The 15,864-nt window shown below is 71.7% G+C and carries 10 protein-coding genes; 4 read left to right on the plus strand and 6 right to left on the minus strand.

Annotation, left to right across the window (positions count from 1 at the left end):
• Window positions 1-6 precede the first annotated feature (6 nt).
• The gene (locus tag BUE43_RS07055) at window positions 7-1,149 is read left to right on the plus strand and encodes a glycosyltransferase family 4 protein (RefSeq protein ID WP_234995583.1); all 1,143 of its coding nucleotides are present in this window, start codon (window positions 7-9) and stop codon (window positions 1,147-1,149) included.
• 274 nt (window positions 1,150-1,423) lie between these two features.
• On the opposite strand, the gene BUE43_RS07060 is transcribed toward BUE43_RS07055, so the two are convergent.
• From BUE43_RS07060 to BUE43_RS07070, 3 genes are all read right to left on the minus strand, one after another.
• Window positions 1,424-3,565 carry a catalase gene (locus BUE43_RS07060; protein WP_073480575.1) on the minus strand — a complete coding sequence of 714 codons (2,142 nt, stop codon included), beginning with the start codon at window positions 3,563-3,565 and terminating at the stop codon, window positions 1,424-1,426.
• Between the two features lie 299 nt (window positions 3,566-3,864).
• Window positions 3,865-5,073 carry a M20/M25/M40 family metallo-hydrolase gene (locus tag BUE43_RS07065; protein WP_073480576.1) on the minus strand — a complete coding sequence of 403 codons (1,209 nt, stop codon included), beginning with the start codon at window positions 5,071-5,073 and terminating at the stop codon, window positions 3,865-3,867.
• 83 nt (window positions 5,074-5,156) lie between these two features.
• Window positions 5,157-6,698 (minus strand): AbgT family transporter, encoded by a 1,542-nt coding sequence (locus tag BUE43_RS07070; protein ID WP_073480577.1) that lies wholly within the window; start codon window positions 6,696-6,698, stop codon window positions 5,157-5,159.
• Window positions 6,699-6,829: 131 nt separating this feature from the next.
• On the opposite strand from BUE43_RS07070, the gene BUE43_RS07075 reads away from it, so the two are divergent.
• A complete protein-coding gene (locus BUE43_RS07075) occupies window positions 6,830-7,897 on the plus strand; it encodes an Lrp/AsnC family transcriptional regulator (protein WP_083959421.1) in 1,068 nt (355 codons plus the stop codon).
• Window positions 7,898-7,927: 30 nt separating this feature from the next.
• On the opposite strand, the gene BUE43_RS07080 is transcribed toward BUE43_RS07075, so the two are convergent.
• Both BUE43_RS07080 and BUE43_RS07085 read right to left on the minus strand, forming a co-directional pair.
• Window positions 7,928-8,521 carry a short chain dehydrogenase gene (locus BUE43_RS07080; protein ID WP_073480578.1) on the minus strand — a complete coding sequence of 198 codons (594 nt, stop codon included), beginning with the start codon at window positions 8,519-8,521 and terminating at the stop codon, window positions 7,928-7,930.
• Window positions 8,518-9,453 (minus strand): NADP-dependent oxidoreductase, encoded by a 936-nt coding sequence (locus tag BUE43_RS07085; RefSeq protein ID WP_073480959.1) that lies wholly within the window; start codon window positions 9,451-9,453, stop codon window positions 8,518-8,520. The genes BUE43_RS07080 and BUE43_RS07085 overlap by 4 nt, the downstream gene beginning before the upstream one ends.
• 120 nt (window positions 9,454-9,573) lie before the next feature.
• Between BUE43_RS07085 and BUE43_RS07090 the strand changes: the two genes are divergently transcribed.
• A complete protein-coding gene (locus BUE43_RS07090; protein WP_073480579.1) occupies window positions 9,574-10,428 on the plus strand; it encodes a helix-turn-helix domain-containing protein in 855 nt (284 codons plus the stop codon).
• A 323-nt stretch (window positions 10,429-10,751) separates the two neighbouring features.
• Here BUE43_RS07090 and BUE43_RS07095 read toward each other — a convergent pair whose 3' ends face one another.
• On the minus strand, window positions 10,752-13,679 hold the full coding sequence (locus tag BUE43_RS07095) for an ATP-binding protein (RefSeq protein WP_073480580.1): 2,928 nt from the start codon (window positions 13,677-13,679) through the stop codon (window positions 10,752-10,754).
• Between the two features lie 400 nt (window positions 13,680-14,079).
• On the opposite strand from BUE43_RS07095, the gene BUE43_RS07100 reads away from it, so the two are divergent.
• Window positions 14,080-15,429 carry a nucleotide sugar dehydrogenase gene (locus BUE43_RS07100; protein ID WP_143174003.1) on the plus strand — a complete coding sequence of 450 codons (1,350 nt, stop codon included), beginning with the start codon at window positions 14,080-14,082 and terminating at the stop codon, window positions 15,427-15,429.
• The last annotated feature ends 435 nt before the right edge of the window (window positions 15,430-15,864 follow it).

Raw genomic sequence — 15,864 nt, forward strand, 5'->3', positions numbered from 1 at the left:
TGTCCGGTGATCCGTGACGCCTCTGTCCTCAGTGGACCGGACAGCTTCGGTCGGCCCTCCGTCTTTCCCCGGCTCCACGCGGTGTTCGTCGTCGACAGCGATGCGTTCGGCGGAGCGGAGGTGTACGTCCGCCGCGTCGTGCGGTTCGCGCCGCCGTGGCTCCGTTGCTCGGTGGTGGTCAGCAAGGACGTCGCCGAGCACTTCGTCGACTGCCTGCCGTTCTCGGACGTCGTGGTCGTGCCCCTCCGGCGACACCGGTGGTCCGCGCCGGCGACCGCGGAGGCGTTGGCCGCGCTGCGGCCGGACGTCGTGCACGTCAACCTCGTCGACCCGGCCAGCGACCACGCGGCGGTGACCACCGCGCTCCGCGCCGCGCCCACGGTCGCCACCCTGCACCTGGAGGGCCACATCGGGAACGGGATCGGCCGGGACCGGCTCCGGGAGACCTACGGGCGTCTCGCCGCCGTCATCGCGCCTTCGGAGCCGATCGCGGAGCAACTCGTTGGCCCACTGGGCGTTTCACCTGCCCGGGTGGTCAGAGTTCGGCACGGCGTGGAGATTCCACCCCACCCCCGGAAACCCGTCGACAACAGTCCGCCCGTCGTCGCCTCGGTCGGCCGATTGACGGCGCAGAAGGGGTTCGACCTGTTGCTCGACGCCGTCGCCGAGCTGTGTTCCCAGGGGCAGGAACTTCGGGTCGTGATCGCGGGAGACGGCCGCGACGCGGCGGCGCTCCGGCGGCGTGCGGCCGGGCTGCCGGTCGAGTTCGTCGGCCACTGTCGGGACGTGCCCGGCCTGCTCGCCTCGTGCGACGTGTTCTGCCTGCCCTCCCGCCGTGAGGCGTTGTCGTTGGCGTTGCTGGAGGCGGTGGCCGCGGGCGTGCCGTCGGTCGCCACCGACGTCGGGGACCACCGGGCCGCGCTGACCGGCGCCGCGCTGATCATCCCGCCCGAGGACCGGCCCGCGCTGGTCCGGGCACTCGCCCGCCTGCTTCGCGAACCCGCGCTCCGCGCGGAGTTGGGCGCCAGGGCGCGGGAACGCGCGGTGCGGGACTTCGCTGTCGAGCGCATGGCGGAGCGGACGGCGTCCGTGTTGGAGCAGGTGGCGCTCACCCGAACAGGGAGTCCACTTCGGACAGAACGGCGGTGACGGAGAGCTCTGTGGCGCGACGGAAGTCGATGGGCAGGTCAGATGACGGCCGGGCGAACGGCCTGAAAGAAGCCAGACGACAGTGAACATAGGACAGTGCACGAAGGACGGCGCACGAAGGACGGCGCACGAAGGACGGCGCCCGAAGGACGACGGCACACGAAGGACGGCACACGAAGGGCTGTGCGCAAAGGGCACTGGATGAAGGGCGAGAAGGTCCCTGCCCCTGTGGCCGAGAGGCGCCACAGGGGCAGGGAACCGGAGGCGCTTCTCCTCAGGCCGGCACGCCGTCGGTGCTGCGCTCCCAGGCCCGGTGCTTGGCGAGCGCGTCGCAGAACGCGGTGGCGAACTCGGCCGGCAGGTCGTTCCTGGCCTTCGCGGACGTCACCACACCCTGGTCGACGACCACCGGCTCGTCGTCGCGCGCCAACTGGACGCTCGCCCACGGCTGGTCGAGCAGGTCCACGCCCGCCCCGAACGCGGCGACCGCCTTGTGGTGCTTGTACGCCTCGGTCACGAAGTGCACGGCGTAGCCGTCCGAGGCCAGCATCTGCACGCTCTGCGGGCCGCAGGGCACCACCACGCCGTCGTAGAGCACCGAGGCCATCGTGTTGATGGCCGCGTCGACCTGGAGCTCGTCGCCGTCCGCCGTGCGCACCGCCCCGTCGTGCGGGGCCAGCAACTCGGGAATCGCGCCGTGCTCCTTGAGCTGGTCCACGAGCGCGCGCACCGCGACACCGTCGACGCCCTCCGCGACGAGGATCGCCACCTTCCGGCTGAACGCGCTGTCCATGGCGGTGTTGAGCTGGCTCAACGCCGGCGAGCTGCGCCCGTGGTTGGGCTGGACCTCGCGCTCCGGCGGGTTCACCCCGATCCCGCCGGCCACCATGACCGCCAGGTTGTGGTCGACGTGGTTGAGCTGGTCGACGACGGCCTGGCGCACGTGCTTGTGCGCCACGTGCCCGAGCTCGAACCGGAACGCCGCGACGATGTGCTTTTTCTCCGGATCGGACATGCTGTTCCAGAACAGCGTGGCCTGGCTGTAGAAGTCCTTGAAGCTCTCGCTGCGCTTGCGGATCTTGTGACCCTCGACCTTCTCCTGGTAGTGCGAGAAGACGTCCGGCCACGGCCCGCCCAGCGCGGGGCAGCCGCCGCTGAGGGTGTTCTTGAAGTAGCTCGTCCGTCCTTTGTGGATCATCGTCTGGTGGTAGCCGTCGCGCTGGTTGTTGGTCACCGGCGTGATCGCCTGGTTCACCGGGATGAACGGGAAGTTCGGGCCGCCCAGCCGGATGAGCTGGGTGTCCAGGTAGGAGAAGTTGCGCGTCTGCAACAGCGGGTCGTTGGTGAAGTCGATGCCGGGCACGATGTTCGCGGTGTGGAAGGCGACCTGCTCGGTCTCGGCGAAGAAGTTGTCCGGGTTGTGGTTCAACGTCATCCGGCCCACCGGCCGGACCGGGACCTGCTCCTCGGGGATGATCTTGGTGGCGTCCAGCAGGTCGAAGTCGAACGCGAACTCGTCGCTCTCCGGCACGAGCTGCACGCCCAGCTCGTACTCCGGGAAGTTCCCGGCCTCGATCGACTCCCACAGGTCCCGCCGGTTGAAGTCCGGGTCCTTGCCGGCGATCTTCTGGCACTCGTCCCACACCAGCGAGTGCACGCCGAGGATGGGCTTCCAGTGGAACTTCACGAAGGTGCCGCGCCCCTCGGCGTTGACCAGCCGGAACGTGTGCACGCCGAAGCCCTGCATCATCCGGAAGCTGCGGGGCAGCGCCCGGTCCGACATCAGCCACATGATCATGTGCAGCGTCTCGGGCTGCTGCGCGACGAAGTCCCACAACGTGTCGTGCGCCGACTGCGCCTGCGGGATCTCGTTGTGCGGTTCGGGTTTCACCGCGTGCACGAAGTCGGGGAACTTGATGCCGTCCTGGATGAAGAACACCGGCATGTTGTTGCCGACCAGGTCGTAGTTCCCCTGACGGGTGTAGAACTTCGTGGCGAACCCGCGCACGTCGCGCACCGTGTCGGCCGAGCCGCGCGAGCCGGCGACGGTGGAGAACCGCACGAACGTGGGGGTCTGCACGGACGGGTTGGTGAGGAACTCCGCGACCGTGTACGGGGCGAGCCAGTCGTCGTAGGGCTGGAAGTACCCGTACGCGCCGGAGCCGCGCGCGTGCACGACCCGTTCCGGAATGCGCTCGTGGTCGAAGTGGGTGATCTTCTCCCGGGCGTGGAAGTCATCCAGGAGAGTGGGACCGCGTTCACCGACGGTCAGCGAGTCGTCGGTGTGGTCGATCTTCACCCCTTGGTTGGTGGTCAGCTCGGTGCCGGTCAGGTCGACCCGGACCGCGTCGAGCTGGCGTTGTTTGTCGTCCGCGCCGCCAGGGCCGTTGTCCCGTCGATCGGACGAGGTTGACATGCGGGCCTCCCGTGAGATCTGGCCGTTGTCACGCAGCTCGCGTGTCGGACCGGGGGAGGGCGTCGTGGTCGCGACCCGCGACCCGCGACGCCGACCACCCCGGTGGACGGCGGCAACGTGCGTCCGCGCGCGGCGGCGCCACGCGCGCCGGAAGGGGCCTACCCGGCGGCCATGGTCGGGAAACCCGACGCGTTCCCGCGACCGGGCGATGCCGGTCGGGCGCCGGACAGCGCCGATCGGAACCGAACAACGCCGTGCGGGCCGGAGCGCCGCCCCGGCCCGCACCTGACGCGGCTGGCTCAGTTGTCGTCGGCGCTGGTGATGACGTCCTGCGGTTGGGTGACCGCGAGCCGGGCGATGACGCCGGCGACCAACGCGGACTGGTACGGCATCCGGTCGACGATGACGTGCTCCGTCCTGGCGTGCGCGCCGCCGCCGACCGCGCCGACGCCGTCGAGCACCGGCCGGCCGAGGGCCGAGACGAAGTTGCCGTCGCTGGCGCCGCCCACGCTGACCTCGTCCAGGACGCCGCCGAGCTCCCCGGCGACGTCGCGGGCGATCCCCAGCAGCCCCATGCTGCCGAGGTTGGGCGTCATCGGCGGCCGGTTCCAGCCGCCGGTGACCCGCAGCTCGACCCGGTCGTCGCCGGCGCGCAGCCGGGACAGCTCGCGCTCCACCCGGCGCATCTCCGCGTCGGTGCTCACCCGGACGTCGACCTCGGCGTGGGCGCGACCGGCCACGACGTTGGGCCGGGTGCCGCCCTCGACCACGCCCGGGTTCAGCGTGGTGCCCACCGCGGGGTTGGCGATGCCGCGCAGGGCGAGCAGCGCCTCGGCCAGCGCGGTCACCGCGCTCGCGCCCTTCTCCGGTTCGAGGCCGGCGTGCACCTCCACGCCCCTGGCCTCCACCCGGAACAGGCCGATGCCCTTGCGGCGGGTCTTCACCCGCCCGTCGACCCCGGGCTCCGGCACCAGGGTGGCGACCGCCGCCGCGGCCGCGTGCTCGATCACCGGCCGGGAGCCGTGGCTGCCGACCTCCTCGTCCGGGGTGAACAGGAACCGCACCCTCGGGCGCGCGATCCCGAACCGGCGCAGGGCCGCGACCGCCCACACCGCCTGGACCAGGCCCGCCTTCATGTCGAAGGCCCCCGGCCCGGTGGCCACCCCGTCGGTGACGGTGAACGGCCAGTCGGCCAACGTGCCCGCCGGCCACACGGTGTCGTAGTGGCCGAGCACCAGGACCTCGCCGGCGCTCTCGGCGGCGTCGCTGTCGACCACCGCCTCCACGATCCCGCCCCGGTCGTCGCCGAGCGGGCGGACGCGGCGGACAGCCACGTCGGGCAGCCGGGTGGTCAGCCAGTCGTGCAGCAGGTCGGCGGTGCGGTCGAGCCGGTCGGGGTCGGTGCTGGGCGACTCGCTCGCCACCAGCAGCGCCAGGTCGGCCACCAGGTCGTCCGTGTGCGCGGTCAGCCAGCCCAGCGGCTGGTTCGTCGGCGTCGCCGACGTCATGGGAGTCCTCCTCGTGCTCGGGGAAGGCGGCGTTGCGGAAGGGGCGGCGGCTGCGTGCGGTCTCGGGAACGGGCGGCGGCTGCTCAGCGGATCGGCACTCCGGGGCCCAGCGGCAGGCCCAGACCCCACCAGGCCATCAGGATCGCGACCCATGCGGCGAACATCGCGGCGACGACCGGCAGGGTCATCGAGGTCAGCGTGCCGATCCCGACGTCCCTGCGGTACTGCCGCATGAACCCCAACGTCATCACGAAGTAGGCGCTCATCGGAGTGATCGCGTTCGTGCAGGAGTCCGCGATCCGGTAGGCCGCCTGGGTGAGCTCCGGGGAGACGCCGAGCACCATGAACATCGGGACGAAGATCGGGCCGATCAGGGCCCACTGGGCCGAGCCGCTGGTCACGACGAGGTTGATGAAGGTGACCACGACCATCATGCCCAGCAGCAGCACCGGGGCGGGGATCGCGCCGCCGTGCAGGAAGCCAGCGCCCTTCACCGCCACGTAGGGGCCCAGGTTCGTCCACTTGAAGTAGGCGAGGAACTGGGAGATGGAGAAGAACAGCACCAGCGCGGGGGCCAGCGGCTTGGTGCCCTCGGCCATCAGCCGGGGCACGTCGCCGCCGCGCCGCACCTTCCCGACCGCGAGGCCGTAGGCCAGACCGGCCAGGAAGAAGAGCACGAAGATGACGACGGCGACGTCCTTCAGCAGCGGGGAGTCGAGGATGCCGCCGTTCTTGCCCCGCAGCGGCGAGCCCGAGGGAACCAGCGCCGCCACGCAGGCCAGCAGCACCAGCCCGGCCGCGAGGCCCGCCCACCGCAGGCCGCGCCGCTCGACCGGGGACAGCCGGATCTCCTCGCCGGCCTCGGCGGTCGCGGTCCTGGCGGCCTCCTCGTCGATGCCGACCGCGTCGGCCCTGCGCACCAGGACCTTCTCCGTGACCAGCGTGATCACCCCGGCCAGCACGGCCGAGGAGGCCAGTGCGAAGAAGTAGTTGGCCAGCGGCGACACCGTGTACCCGGGGTCGATGAGGTGGGCGGCGGAGGTGGTCAGCCCGGCCAGCAGGGTGTCGGTCGGCGTCACCAGCGGGCTCGCGTCGTAGCCGGCCGACAGCGACACGAAGGCCACCACGACGCCCAGCAGGGGGTTGCGGCCGCGCACCGCGAACACGACGCCGCCCAGCGGGACCAGCACCACGTAGGCGCTGTCGCCCAGCACGTGCGCCGTCATGCCGGTGAACGCCAGCGCGAAGGTGAGCCAGCCGGCGGGGACCCGCACGATGCTGGCCCGCAGCAGGGCGTGCAGCAGTCCGGTCTCGGTGGCCAGTGCGACGCCGAGCATCACGACGAGGATCAGCCCGAGCGGCGGGAACGACACGAAGTTCTCCACCGCGTCGCCCACCATCGAGCGCAGGCCCTCGCCGGAGAGCAGGCTGCGCACCACGATCGTCTTGCTCTGGCCGGGCGCCTGCGCCGTCGCGCCCGCCGCCAGGGCGCTGACCACCAGCAGCAGGCCGCTGAGGATCCAGAACAGCCAGAACGCGTCGGGCAGCCGGTTGCCGGCGCGCTCGACGGCGCCGAGGAAGCGGAGGAGCGCCGGCTCCCGCCGTCGTAGCCCGGTGTCAGCCATGCATCACTCCTCGTGACAGCCCTCGACGTACGATATGGACGGGAAGGGAAGCACCTGCGTACCGAAGCGTCAATAGGTATCCGCGATTCGTTCGATTTCGACATCGCATCGGTGCGTCCTAAGATCGGCGCATGGGTGGTGCGGCACGTCGGCGGGACGCGGAGGCCGTCGAGCTCGCCCCGGCGCGGATCGACCGGAACGCCGTGGACCTCGACGAGGTGGACCTGGACGTCATCGCGGCGCTCCAGCTCGACCCGCGCGCGCCCTTCGACCGCATCGCCGACGTGCTCGGCGGGTCGGGCCGCACCGTCGCCCGCCGGGTCGAGCGGATGGTCGAGGCCGGCATCCTGCGGTTCGTCGGCGAGGTGCACCGGTCGCTGCTGTCCGAGGGCACCCGCGTGCACAGCTTCGTCCGGACCGAGCCGCAGCGCATCAACGACGTCGCGCGGGCGTTGGCCGAGATGCCCGAGGTCGCCTTCTGCTGCACGACGGCGGGCCGGGCCAGCGTCTACTGCACGGCGGTGCCGGGCGGCGGCGCCCGCGCCGAGTTCCTGACCGCCCGGCTGCCCGCCGTCCCCGGCATCCTGTCCACCCGCAGCGAGATCGAGTTGCGGGTGCTGCGCAAGGCGTCGTCCTGGAGCCTGCCCCGGCTCACCGCCGCCCAGCGCCGGGAGTTGGCCCGGCCGGAGGGGGAGTTCGCGCTCCGGCCGCGCCCGCTGTCGGCGGAGGAGCGCCGGGCCGTGGAGCTCCTGCGGGCCGACGCCCGGCTCGCCTTCGCCGACCTGGCCCGCGCCCTGGACATGACCCAGCCGCGGGCGCGCCGGCTGGTGCTGGGCCTGTTCGACGAGGGGCTGGTCCGGCCCCGGGTGGACATCGAGCCCTGCGTGCTCGGCTACCGCACCGAGGCGATCATCAGCCTGAACACCCGGTTCGGCCGGACCACGGCCGTGGCCGACGCCCTCGCCCGCTACCCGGGCACCCGGTACCTGGCCAGGGTCGCGGGCACGGCGAGCCTGTTGTGCCAGGCCGTCTTCCGGGACGAGACCGCCCTCGCCGACTTCATGGACGAGCAACTGTCCGGTGTGGACGAAGTGGTGCAGGCGGAGGTCTCGGTCGTCCTCGACGTCGCCAAGCGCCTGTGGATCCCCCGCCACGGAGCCCGGCTCGGCGAACCCCGCTTCCCCGCCCTCCTCGCGTGACCCCCACTGCCCCCACTGCCCTCACTGTCCTCAGTGGACGGTGGGGATCAGGGTCCTTCCGGTGATTCCGCTGTTCTCGACGGCGTCCACGTAGGCGCGGGCCACGTCGGCGGCCGGAGTCCCGCCCTCGCGCCCCACGGCGGCCAGTGTCTCGCGCACCCACCCAGGGCTCACGACGTTGACCCTCAGGCCACGCGGCATCTCGCGCGCCGCGGCGCCGACGAACGCCTCAAGGCCGGAGTTGACCAGGACGCCGAACGCGCTGCCGCGCATCGGTGTCTCGAACGTGCCGGCGGTCAGGGTGACCGAGCCGTTGTCGCGGAGGTGGTGCACCGCGCGGCGCAGCAGCAGGACCTGGCCGAGCAGCTTTCCGTGGAGTCCCAACGTGAACTCCTCGTCGCTTCCCGCGTCGACCGTGGTCAGCCCGCCGCTGGCCGCGCAGCACACCACCGCGTCGATCCCTGACACAGTCGCGAAAAGAGCGTCCACTGTGTCCGGTCGCTCCACGTCGACCCGCACCGCCGCCGAGCGGGACGCGGCGACGACCGCGTGGCCCCGAGCGCGAAGCGCGGCGCAGACCGCCCGGCCGATGGTCCCGCTCGCGCCGATCACCACGATCTTCACCGGCCGACCCCCTCCGGGTCGACGACCAGGACGAGCTTGCCCCGACCGTGGCCGGCCTCCAGCAACCGGTGCGCCTCGGCAGCCTCCGCGAGGGGGAGCGCGCGGGAGACCTCCGCCGCGAGCCGACCCGCGTCGACCAGCGCCGCGAGCTGCGCGAGGCCGCGCCCGTCGGGGTGGACGACGTGGCGCACCACGCGTACCCCCACCTGGCCGGCCGTCGCCTCCAGTGCCATCGCGCCCCGCGCGGCGCCGGGCACCACGGCGATCACGCCGCCCGGCCGGACGACCGAGAGCAGCCTGTCGTCTCCGACGCAGTCGAACACCACGTCCACCGGCTCACCGCTCTCCGGGACGCTGACCACGTCGTCGGCCCCCAGACGGTGGAGGAAGTCGTGGTGCTTCGGCCGGGCCGACGCGACCACCCGCGCGCCCCGCGCCTTCGCGATCCGCACCGCGAGATGCCCGACCCCGCCGGCCGCGCCGTGCACGAGAACCCGTTGTCCCTCGGCCAGCCCAGCGCGTTCCCAGGTCTGGAGAGCGGTGAGCCCGGCCAGGGGCAGCGCCGCCGCGCCCACGTGGTCGACGCCGTCCGGCACGGCCGCCAACTCCCCGACCGGAGCCGAGAGGTACTCGGCGTAGCCGCCGGCGACCCCCGGGAAGCGCGGCATCCCGAACACCGCCTCGCCAGGGCCGAAGGCGGTCACGCCCGGCCCGACTGCCTCGACCACACCGGAGACGTCCCAGCCCCACACGTGCGGGCCGGGCCCGAACCAGCCCGGCACCGCGCCGGACCGTGCGTGGGCGTCGACCGGGTTCGTGCCCGCCGCCACCACGCGCACCAACACCTCGCCGGGGCCCGGCGCAGGTCGGGGCAGCGTGGTGAGCTCCAGAACCTCGGGACCGCCGTAGCGGTGGGCCACGATCGCACGCATCCTGATCACTCCGCGACACTCGTCGTCACTCGACGAGATCGATCGTGCGTCCACCCGCGCCCGCGTGCCTGCCCCTGCCAGGTGTAGGCATCACGGCCGGCGATCGCGCATCCTGGAGCGATGGATCACCGATCCGAGCTGGGGGAGTTCCTCCGCTCCCGCCGGGGCGCCCTCCTCCCCGTCGACGTGGGCCTGACCGACTACGGCGAGCGCCGCCGCGTGCCCGGTCTGCGCCGCGAGGAGCTGGCGCACCTGGCCGGGGTGAGCGTCGGCTACTACACCCGGCTCGAACAGGGGCAGAGCCAGAACGCCTCCGACGCCGTCCTCGACGCGATCGCCCGCGCGCTGCGCCTGGACGACGACGAACGCGCGCACCTCCGCGCTTTGGCGCGCCCCACTCACAAAACCCGCCGTCGCCCCCGACCCGAGCGACTGCGCCCCCGCGTCCGGGCGCTCGTCGACGCCCTCGACCCGGTTCCCGCCCTGGTGCTCGGCCGCACGACCGACGTCCTCGCCTGGAACCGCATGGCCCACGCGCTCCTCGCCGGACACCTCGACCGCCGCGCGCCGGAGAGCGCCACCACCCGACCGAACTGGGCCCGCCTGTTCTTCCTGGACCCACACGTCCGCGAGCTGTTCTCCCCCTGGCAGGACAAGGCCAGGGACACCGTCGCCGACCTCCGGCAGATCGCCGGCCGCCGCCCGCACGATCCCTCCCTCGCGGAGCTGATCGGCGAACTCACGATGCACAGCCCCGACTTCGCCGCGCTGTGGTCCGCCCACCCCGTGCGCGGCTGCGCGCACCACACGCGCGACTACCGGCACCCCCTCGTCGGCACCCTCACCCTCACCGACGAACTGCTCACCCTCCCCGACGAGGACGGCCAACGCCTGGTCCTGTTCCACGCCGAACAGCGATCCCCCTCAGCCACCGCCCTCACCCTCCTCACCACCACGACCGGCGGCACGAACTGATCGATCAACCCCTACCGGGCTGCTTCGTCCTGTCGTTCTTCCCTTCGGCGTCGCCCGGGTCTTCCTCCGCCGCGACCGATCGGGTCGACGAGGTGGTCGTACGATCGGGTACGTCCGTTGTGATGATGGGCGCGACTGCCAGCGCGACCACGAGGACCAGCGACCTGATGGGGAGCGGCCCGATGTGGTGACGTGACAACCTTTGTGTGGATTGCACGCTCCCGAAAGTTACTGGAGCGTTTCAGGTGCCCCGCGGCCAGGGTTTCCATATCGGCAAGTGAGCACCGCGTCACCTGCGAGGGAAGCCCGGATCTGTTGACCCGTCACGCAGTCCACGTCGAGCGCAGGCGGGGAATGCTCTCCATCAACCGGTCCAGTTCGGTCCGGAGCGTTTCGGCGCGGGGATGGTCGAGCGCGCGGAACAGGGACAGCGCTCGACTCCACTCCTCGATCGCGGCCTCGGGTTGTCCGAGCGCGAGGAGCGCACGGCCGAGGACGTCCAGGGCACGCGCCGTGCCTTCGTCATCCCGAGCCCGCTGCCAGAACTCGACCGCCTTGCGCGCGTCCAGTCTGGCTTCCCGCCACTCCTTCCTGTCGGCCGCGACGAGTGCGAGCACGGTGTGGGCGAGCCCGGCGCCCGACGGGTGGAAGGACTTGCGGTACAGGGTGAGCGCCTCTCGGCAGCAGCGCGCCGCCGCGCCGCTGTCACCAGTGGTGTAGTGGAGTTCGCCCAGCTCGGCCAGAATCGTGCCCTGCATCCGGAGGTCGTCGATCGTCCTGCTGAGGCCCAGCGCGTGCTCGTACTGCGGCATGGCGTCGAGGTGGCGTCCCGCTTGGACGTACGCCCAGGCGAGCCGCCGCGACGCCCGCACTTCCTCGCCGGGCAACCCGATCCCGGTGGACAGCGACCAGGACCGGCGGTAGAACTCGATTCCCTCATCGTACTGCCGGGTCCTGACGCGGTGGGTGCCCAGGTTGTGGAGCGCGGCGGAGCACCCGGCCCGGTCACCGAGCTCGGCGTAGAGGTCGTACGCCGTCTGGAAGCACTGCCCCGCCCTGTCGAACTCCCGCAACGACTCCAGTGTGCTGCCCAGGTTGTTGAACGACGACGCCTCCCTGTCCTTGTCCTGAAGGACCTTGGCCGCGCGGACGGCGATGTCGAACACCGGGACGAGATCCTCGCAGAAGCCCATCCGGCGGAAGGCGTCGATGAAGGTGCTCGGCAGGGGAGCGGCGTGCCGGTGGAACCCCAGGCGTGCCGCCAGGTGGGTCACGTCGATGAGGTTCGTCTTCTCCCGCCGGAACCAGCGCATCGCGCTGCGGTCGTCATCGAAGCGGCCGGGGCGCACTTCCGCGCGGGGAGGCGGCACGGGGACCCGCTCGATCAGCGGTGCGATCGCCTCGTCCGCGTTGTTCGAGGTGTGGAGGTACCAGTCGAGCATCCGCGCCGTCGCGTCGCTCCGGCTCTCGGTGTTCTCGTCGAGCACGCGGCCCCTCGCGTACTCCCACAGGAGATCGTGCATCCGGTAGCGGTCGATGGCGGTCTGGTGGACCAGGTGCGCGCCGACCAGCTCGTCGAGTTGAACCCGGGTGTCCGGTGTGGACGAGCCGAGGAGGGCGGCGGCGACCTCGACGCCGAACTCGGGCCCGGGGTGGATTCCCAGCAGGCGGAAGAGCCGCTTCGAGTCGTCGGTGAGTGTCGTGTAGCTCCAGGAGAAGACGGTGCGCAGGATGGCGTTCTCGTGTCCGTCCCCAATGGACAGCATGGAACGTTGGTCGCGGAGCTCCGCGACGAGATCGGCGAGGCGCCGCTCGTGGTGGCTGCTCACGTGTTGACCGACGATCTGCATGGCGAGCGGGAGGCCACCGCACATGGAGGCCAGTGTGTGGAGCGCCCTGGGCTCCCCCCGAGCTCGGGTTCCCAGGTGGTTGCCCAACCACTCGGTGGACTGGTCATCGCTGAGCGGGAGCACCGTCATCCGCTGGGCTCCGTGCCACACAGCGAGGCCGGTGAGCTGGTTGCGGCTCGTGACCAGGATGAGGCAGTTCGTCAGCAGCGGCAGCAGCGGGCGAACGTGCGCGGCGTTCGCGGCGTTGTCCAGGATGAGGAGCACCCGGCGACCGGCCAGCAGGGAACGGAGTTTCTTCCGCCTGGCTTCACCCGCGGGTACCAACTCCACCGCCGCACCGAGGGCGACGAGCAGGTGAACCACCGCGTCGGCGGGTTCGATCCGGGACTCGGACGCGAACCCCCGCAGGTCGAGGTAGAGCTGCCCGTCGGGGAACCTGTCCCGCACCCGGTGCGCCCAGTGGATGACCAGGGACGTCTTGCCGATGCCGGGGAAGCCGTCCAGGGCGATCACGCCGCCCCCTCGGTTGGCGATCCACCTGTCCAGGCACTCGTCCAGCTCGGCGAGGAGGTTCTCCCGCCCGACGAAGTTCCAGAGATCGTGCGGCAGGTCGCCCATCGGGCACAGCTCGACCCCGTCACGCGGCCCCGGGGCCTCGGCCGCCGGCGTGTTCCGCGCGGTTGACGTGGGGGCCGGGCTGTCATCGCCCTCGATGGACTTCTGTTGCAGGGCCTGGAGTTCCGCGCAGGGATTCCTTCCCGTCTCCGCCACGAACCGTCGGCGGAAGTCCCGGTAGTACTGGTTCGCCTCGTCGTACCGCCCGAACCCGTGGAGCGCCCTGATCCGGTGCGCCGCGAGCTTCTGGTCGAGGAGGTGGTCAGCCTGGATCTCGTCGAGGAGTTCCAGCACCGCGCGGTGGTCTCCCAGCCGGTGGTGGCTGTCCAGGAGCGCGTACTGCGTGGGGAGGAGGACCTCCGCCGTGAGTCTCTGCCGCTGGAAGTCCGCCCAACGGGTGCGGAGGTCGGCCAGCGGGACGTCCCACATCTCCAGCGCCCTGCGCAGCAGCACGCGGGCGTCCTCGTACTCCCCGTGCCGCGCGGCCCGCTCCGCGTCGCCGACCAGTGAGCGGAACTGCCAGTAGTCGACGCAGGTCTCGTCGATCTCCAGTCGGTAGCGCCCGTTGTCGTGGCTCAGCTGGAGCGACGGAACCAGGGCGGCGACGGCTTTGCGCACCCTGGTCACAGTGCTGTGCAGCGTCTTCCGCACCGCGGCTGGCGGGTCGTCCCACAACCACCGGATCAACTCCTCCGTGGTGACGGGACCGCCCCGCCGGAGCAGGAGTATCGCCAGCAGGGCGCGGTCCTTGGCGCGGCCCCAGTTCCCGACGAATCGTCCGCCCATGCGTAGTCGTGTAGGTCCGAAGATCTTGAAGACGAGCTTCACGCGAGCCCCCTGTCGGACTCCCGACCGACGTCGCTCGCAAGTGTCCTGCGTCACACCTCACCCATGTCGTTTGGATGCACAAAGTGACGGCACTGTTACAACCAGTAGTGCACTTGGCTGAGAAACGTCACAAGCGCTGGCAAGCTCGTGGCAAGCGCACGTCAAGCGGAGCGTGCGTTCGCAGTCCTGACCAGTGAACTCGCCCCCGCCCGAGGTGACGCGCGACGTCAAGCGAACAGACGAGGGCGTGACCGGCGCTGTGGCAAGCGCCGGCCCTCATCCTCGCTCGCGACCGGTGCTCGGGGTGTTCCCGAGGCGATGCCCGACGGGGCTCGCGACCGGCAGGGGGAGGTTCAGGGTGAACAACGTTGATGTCGTGGTGATCGGCCTGGGCGTTACGGGCGTGCCCATGGCGCTCGCGGCCGCCGACGCGGGAATGGCCGTCGTCGGCGTGGACGCCGACCCGGCCCGCGTCCGCGAGCTGGGCGCGCGCCTGTCCGCGCGCCGGGTGCGCGTTCGCTTGGCCGGAGCGGCGGCGCCGGCCGCCCGGGCGCACCTGTTGTGCGTCCCGACGCCGCCGGGGGGCGACGACGGGGCGGACCTCGCGCCGCTCGCCCGCGCCGCCCGCGCGGTGGGGCGCGGGTTGCGGCGAGGCGGGCTCGTCGTGGTGCAGAGCACCTGCCCGCCGGGGACCGTGGAGGGCCCGGTCGCCCGAGGGCTGGCGGACGCCTCGGGCCTCACGCCCGGCGTCGACTTCCACCTGGCCCACGCGCCCGACCGCATCGACCCCGGCAACCAGTCCGTGCCCGCCACCCGCATCCCGCGCGTGGTCGGCGGCCTGACCCCGCGGTGCACCCGGGTCGCGGCCGAGTTCCTGTGCCAACTCGTCGAGCGCGTGGTGCCCGTGAGCACCTGCCGAACCGCCGAGTTCGTCAAGACCTTCGAGAACACGTTCCGCCTGGTCAACATCTCGCTCGTCAACGAGCTGGCCGACCTGTGCCGCTCCTGCGACGTCGAGGTGGCGGAGGTGCTGGACGCCGCGGCGACCAAGCCGTTCGGATTCCTCCCCCACCGCCCGGGAATCGGCGCCGGCGGCGTCTGCATCCCGGTGGTGCCCGGGTTCCTGAGCGCCTGGGCGCGGCGGCGCGGAGTGCGAACCGAGGTGGTGGACGCCGCCCTCGCGGTCAACGCGGTGATGCCCGGGCGGGTGGTGGCAAGGCTGCGCGGGGCCCTGAACTCCCGGGGAATCCCGTTGCGGAACGGGAGAATCCTCGTGATCGGCGTCAGCTACAAGCCCGACGTGGCCGAGGCCCGGCAGTCGGCCGCGGTGCGGGTGCTCGTCAGTCTGCGCACCGAGGCGACCGTGTGCTACCACGACCCCTTCGTTCCCGAGCTGCGGTTGCCCGACGGCGCCGTGCTGCGTTCCGTTCCGTTGAGCGACGTCGCAGGTGTTGACGTGGCGGTCGTGTTGACCAGGCACACCCAGGTGGCGCCCTTGGTCCGCTCCCTGCCGGTGCCGGTTCTGGACATCGCCGACGGCGAAGCGAACTGGGTGACCGGAACCTGCGGGCCGCACGTCCCCCCGTCGCGGAGCTGTCGTCGGTCCCTTCGACGATCCCGGGGCGGGCGTCCGTCCAGCCGCCCGCCGCAGCGCCGACGTGTCACCTCGACGCGGCGCGGGACGCTTCGGGGGGAGGAAGGACACTGATGGCCTCGCTGTCTCCTCCCCCAGCTGCGCGGGGAACGCTCTGCGCGGTCTGCGCCTTCTCGGAAGACGACGTGGTCGGTGACGAGCGGGCCGGATTCGTCGTGGTGTACCTGGATCACGCGAGCGCCGGCGACGGAGAACTGGCTGACGTCATCGTCCTGTCGCCTCAGCCTGACGAGGCCCTGGTCGACCACGCGGCAAGGGAGACGTTGTCGAACTACCCGGGGTGCCTGGTTGTCGCGACCTCCTGTGGGGGCGCCCGAGTCATCACACACAGCAGGGACGGCCAGCGTGCCGTTCTGCGTGGCGGGCCTGGGCGCCGGCTCGATGCCGCGGCAGTAGGGGCGGTCGCCTACGCCTGGCTTCTGGCCGGGCACCACCTGGCGGCTCTTCGCCCGTCCGATGTCGTCCAGGCTCCCTTGGCCTGGGGAGACG

The sequence above is a fragment of the Streptoalloteichus hindustanus genome (assembly GCF_900129375.1).
Classification (GTDB): domain Bacteria; phylum Actinomycetota; class Actinomycetes; order Mycobacteriales; family Pseudonocardiaceae; genus Streptoalloteichus; species Streptoalloteichus hindustanus.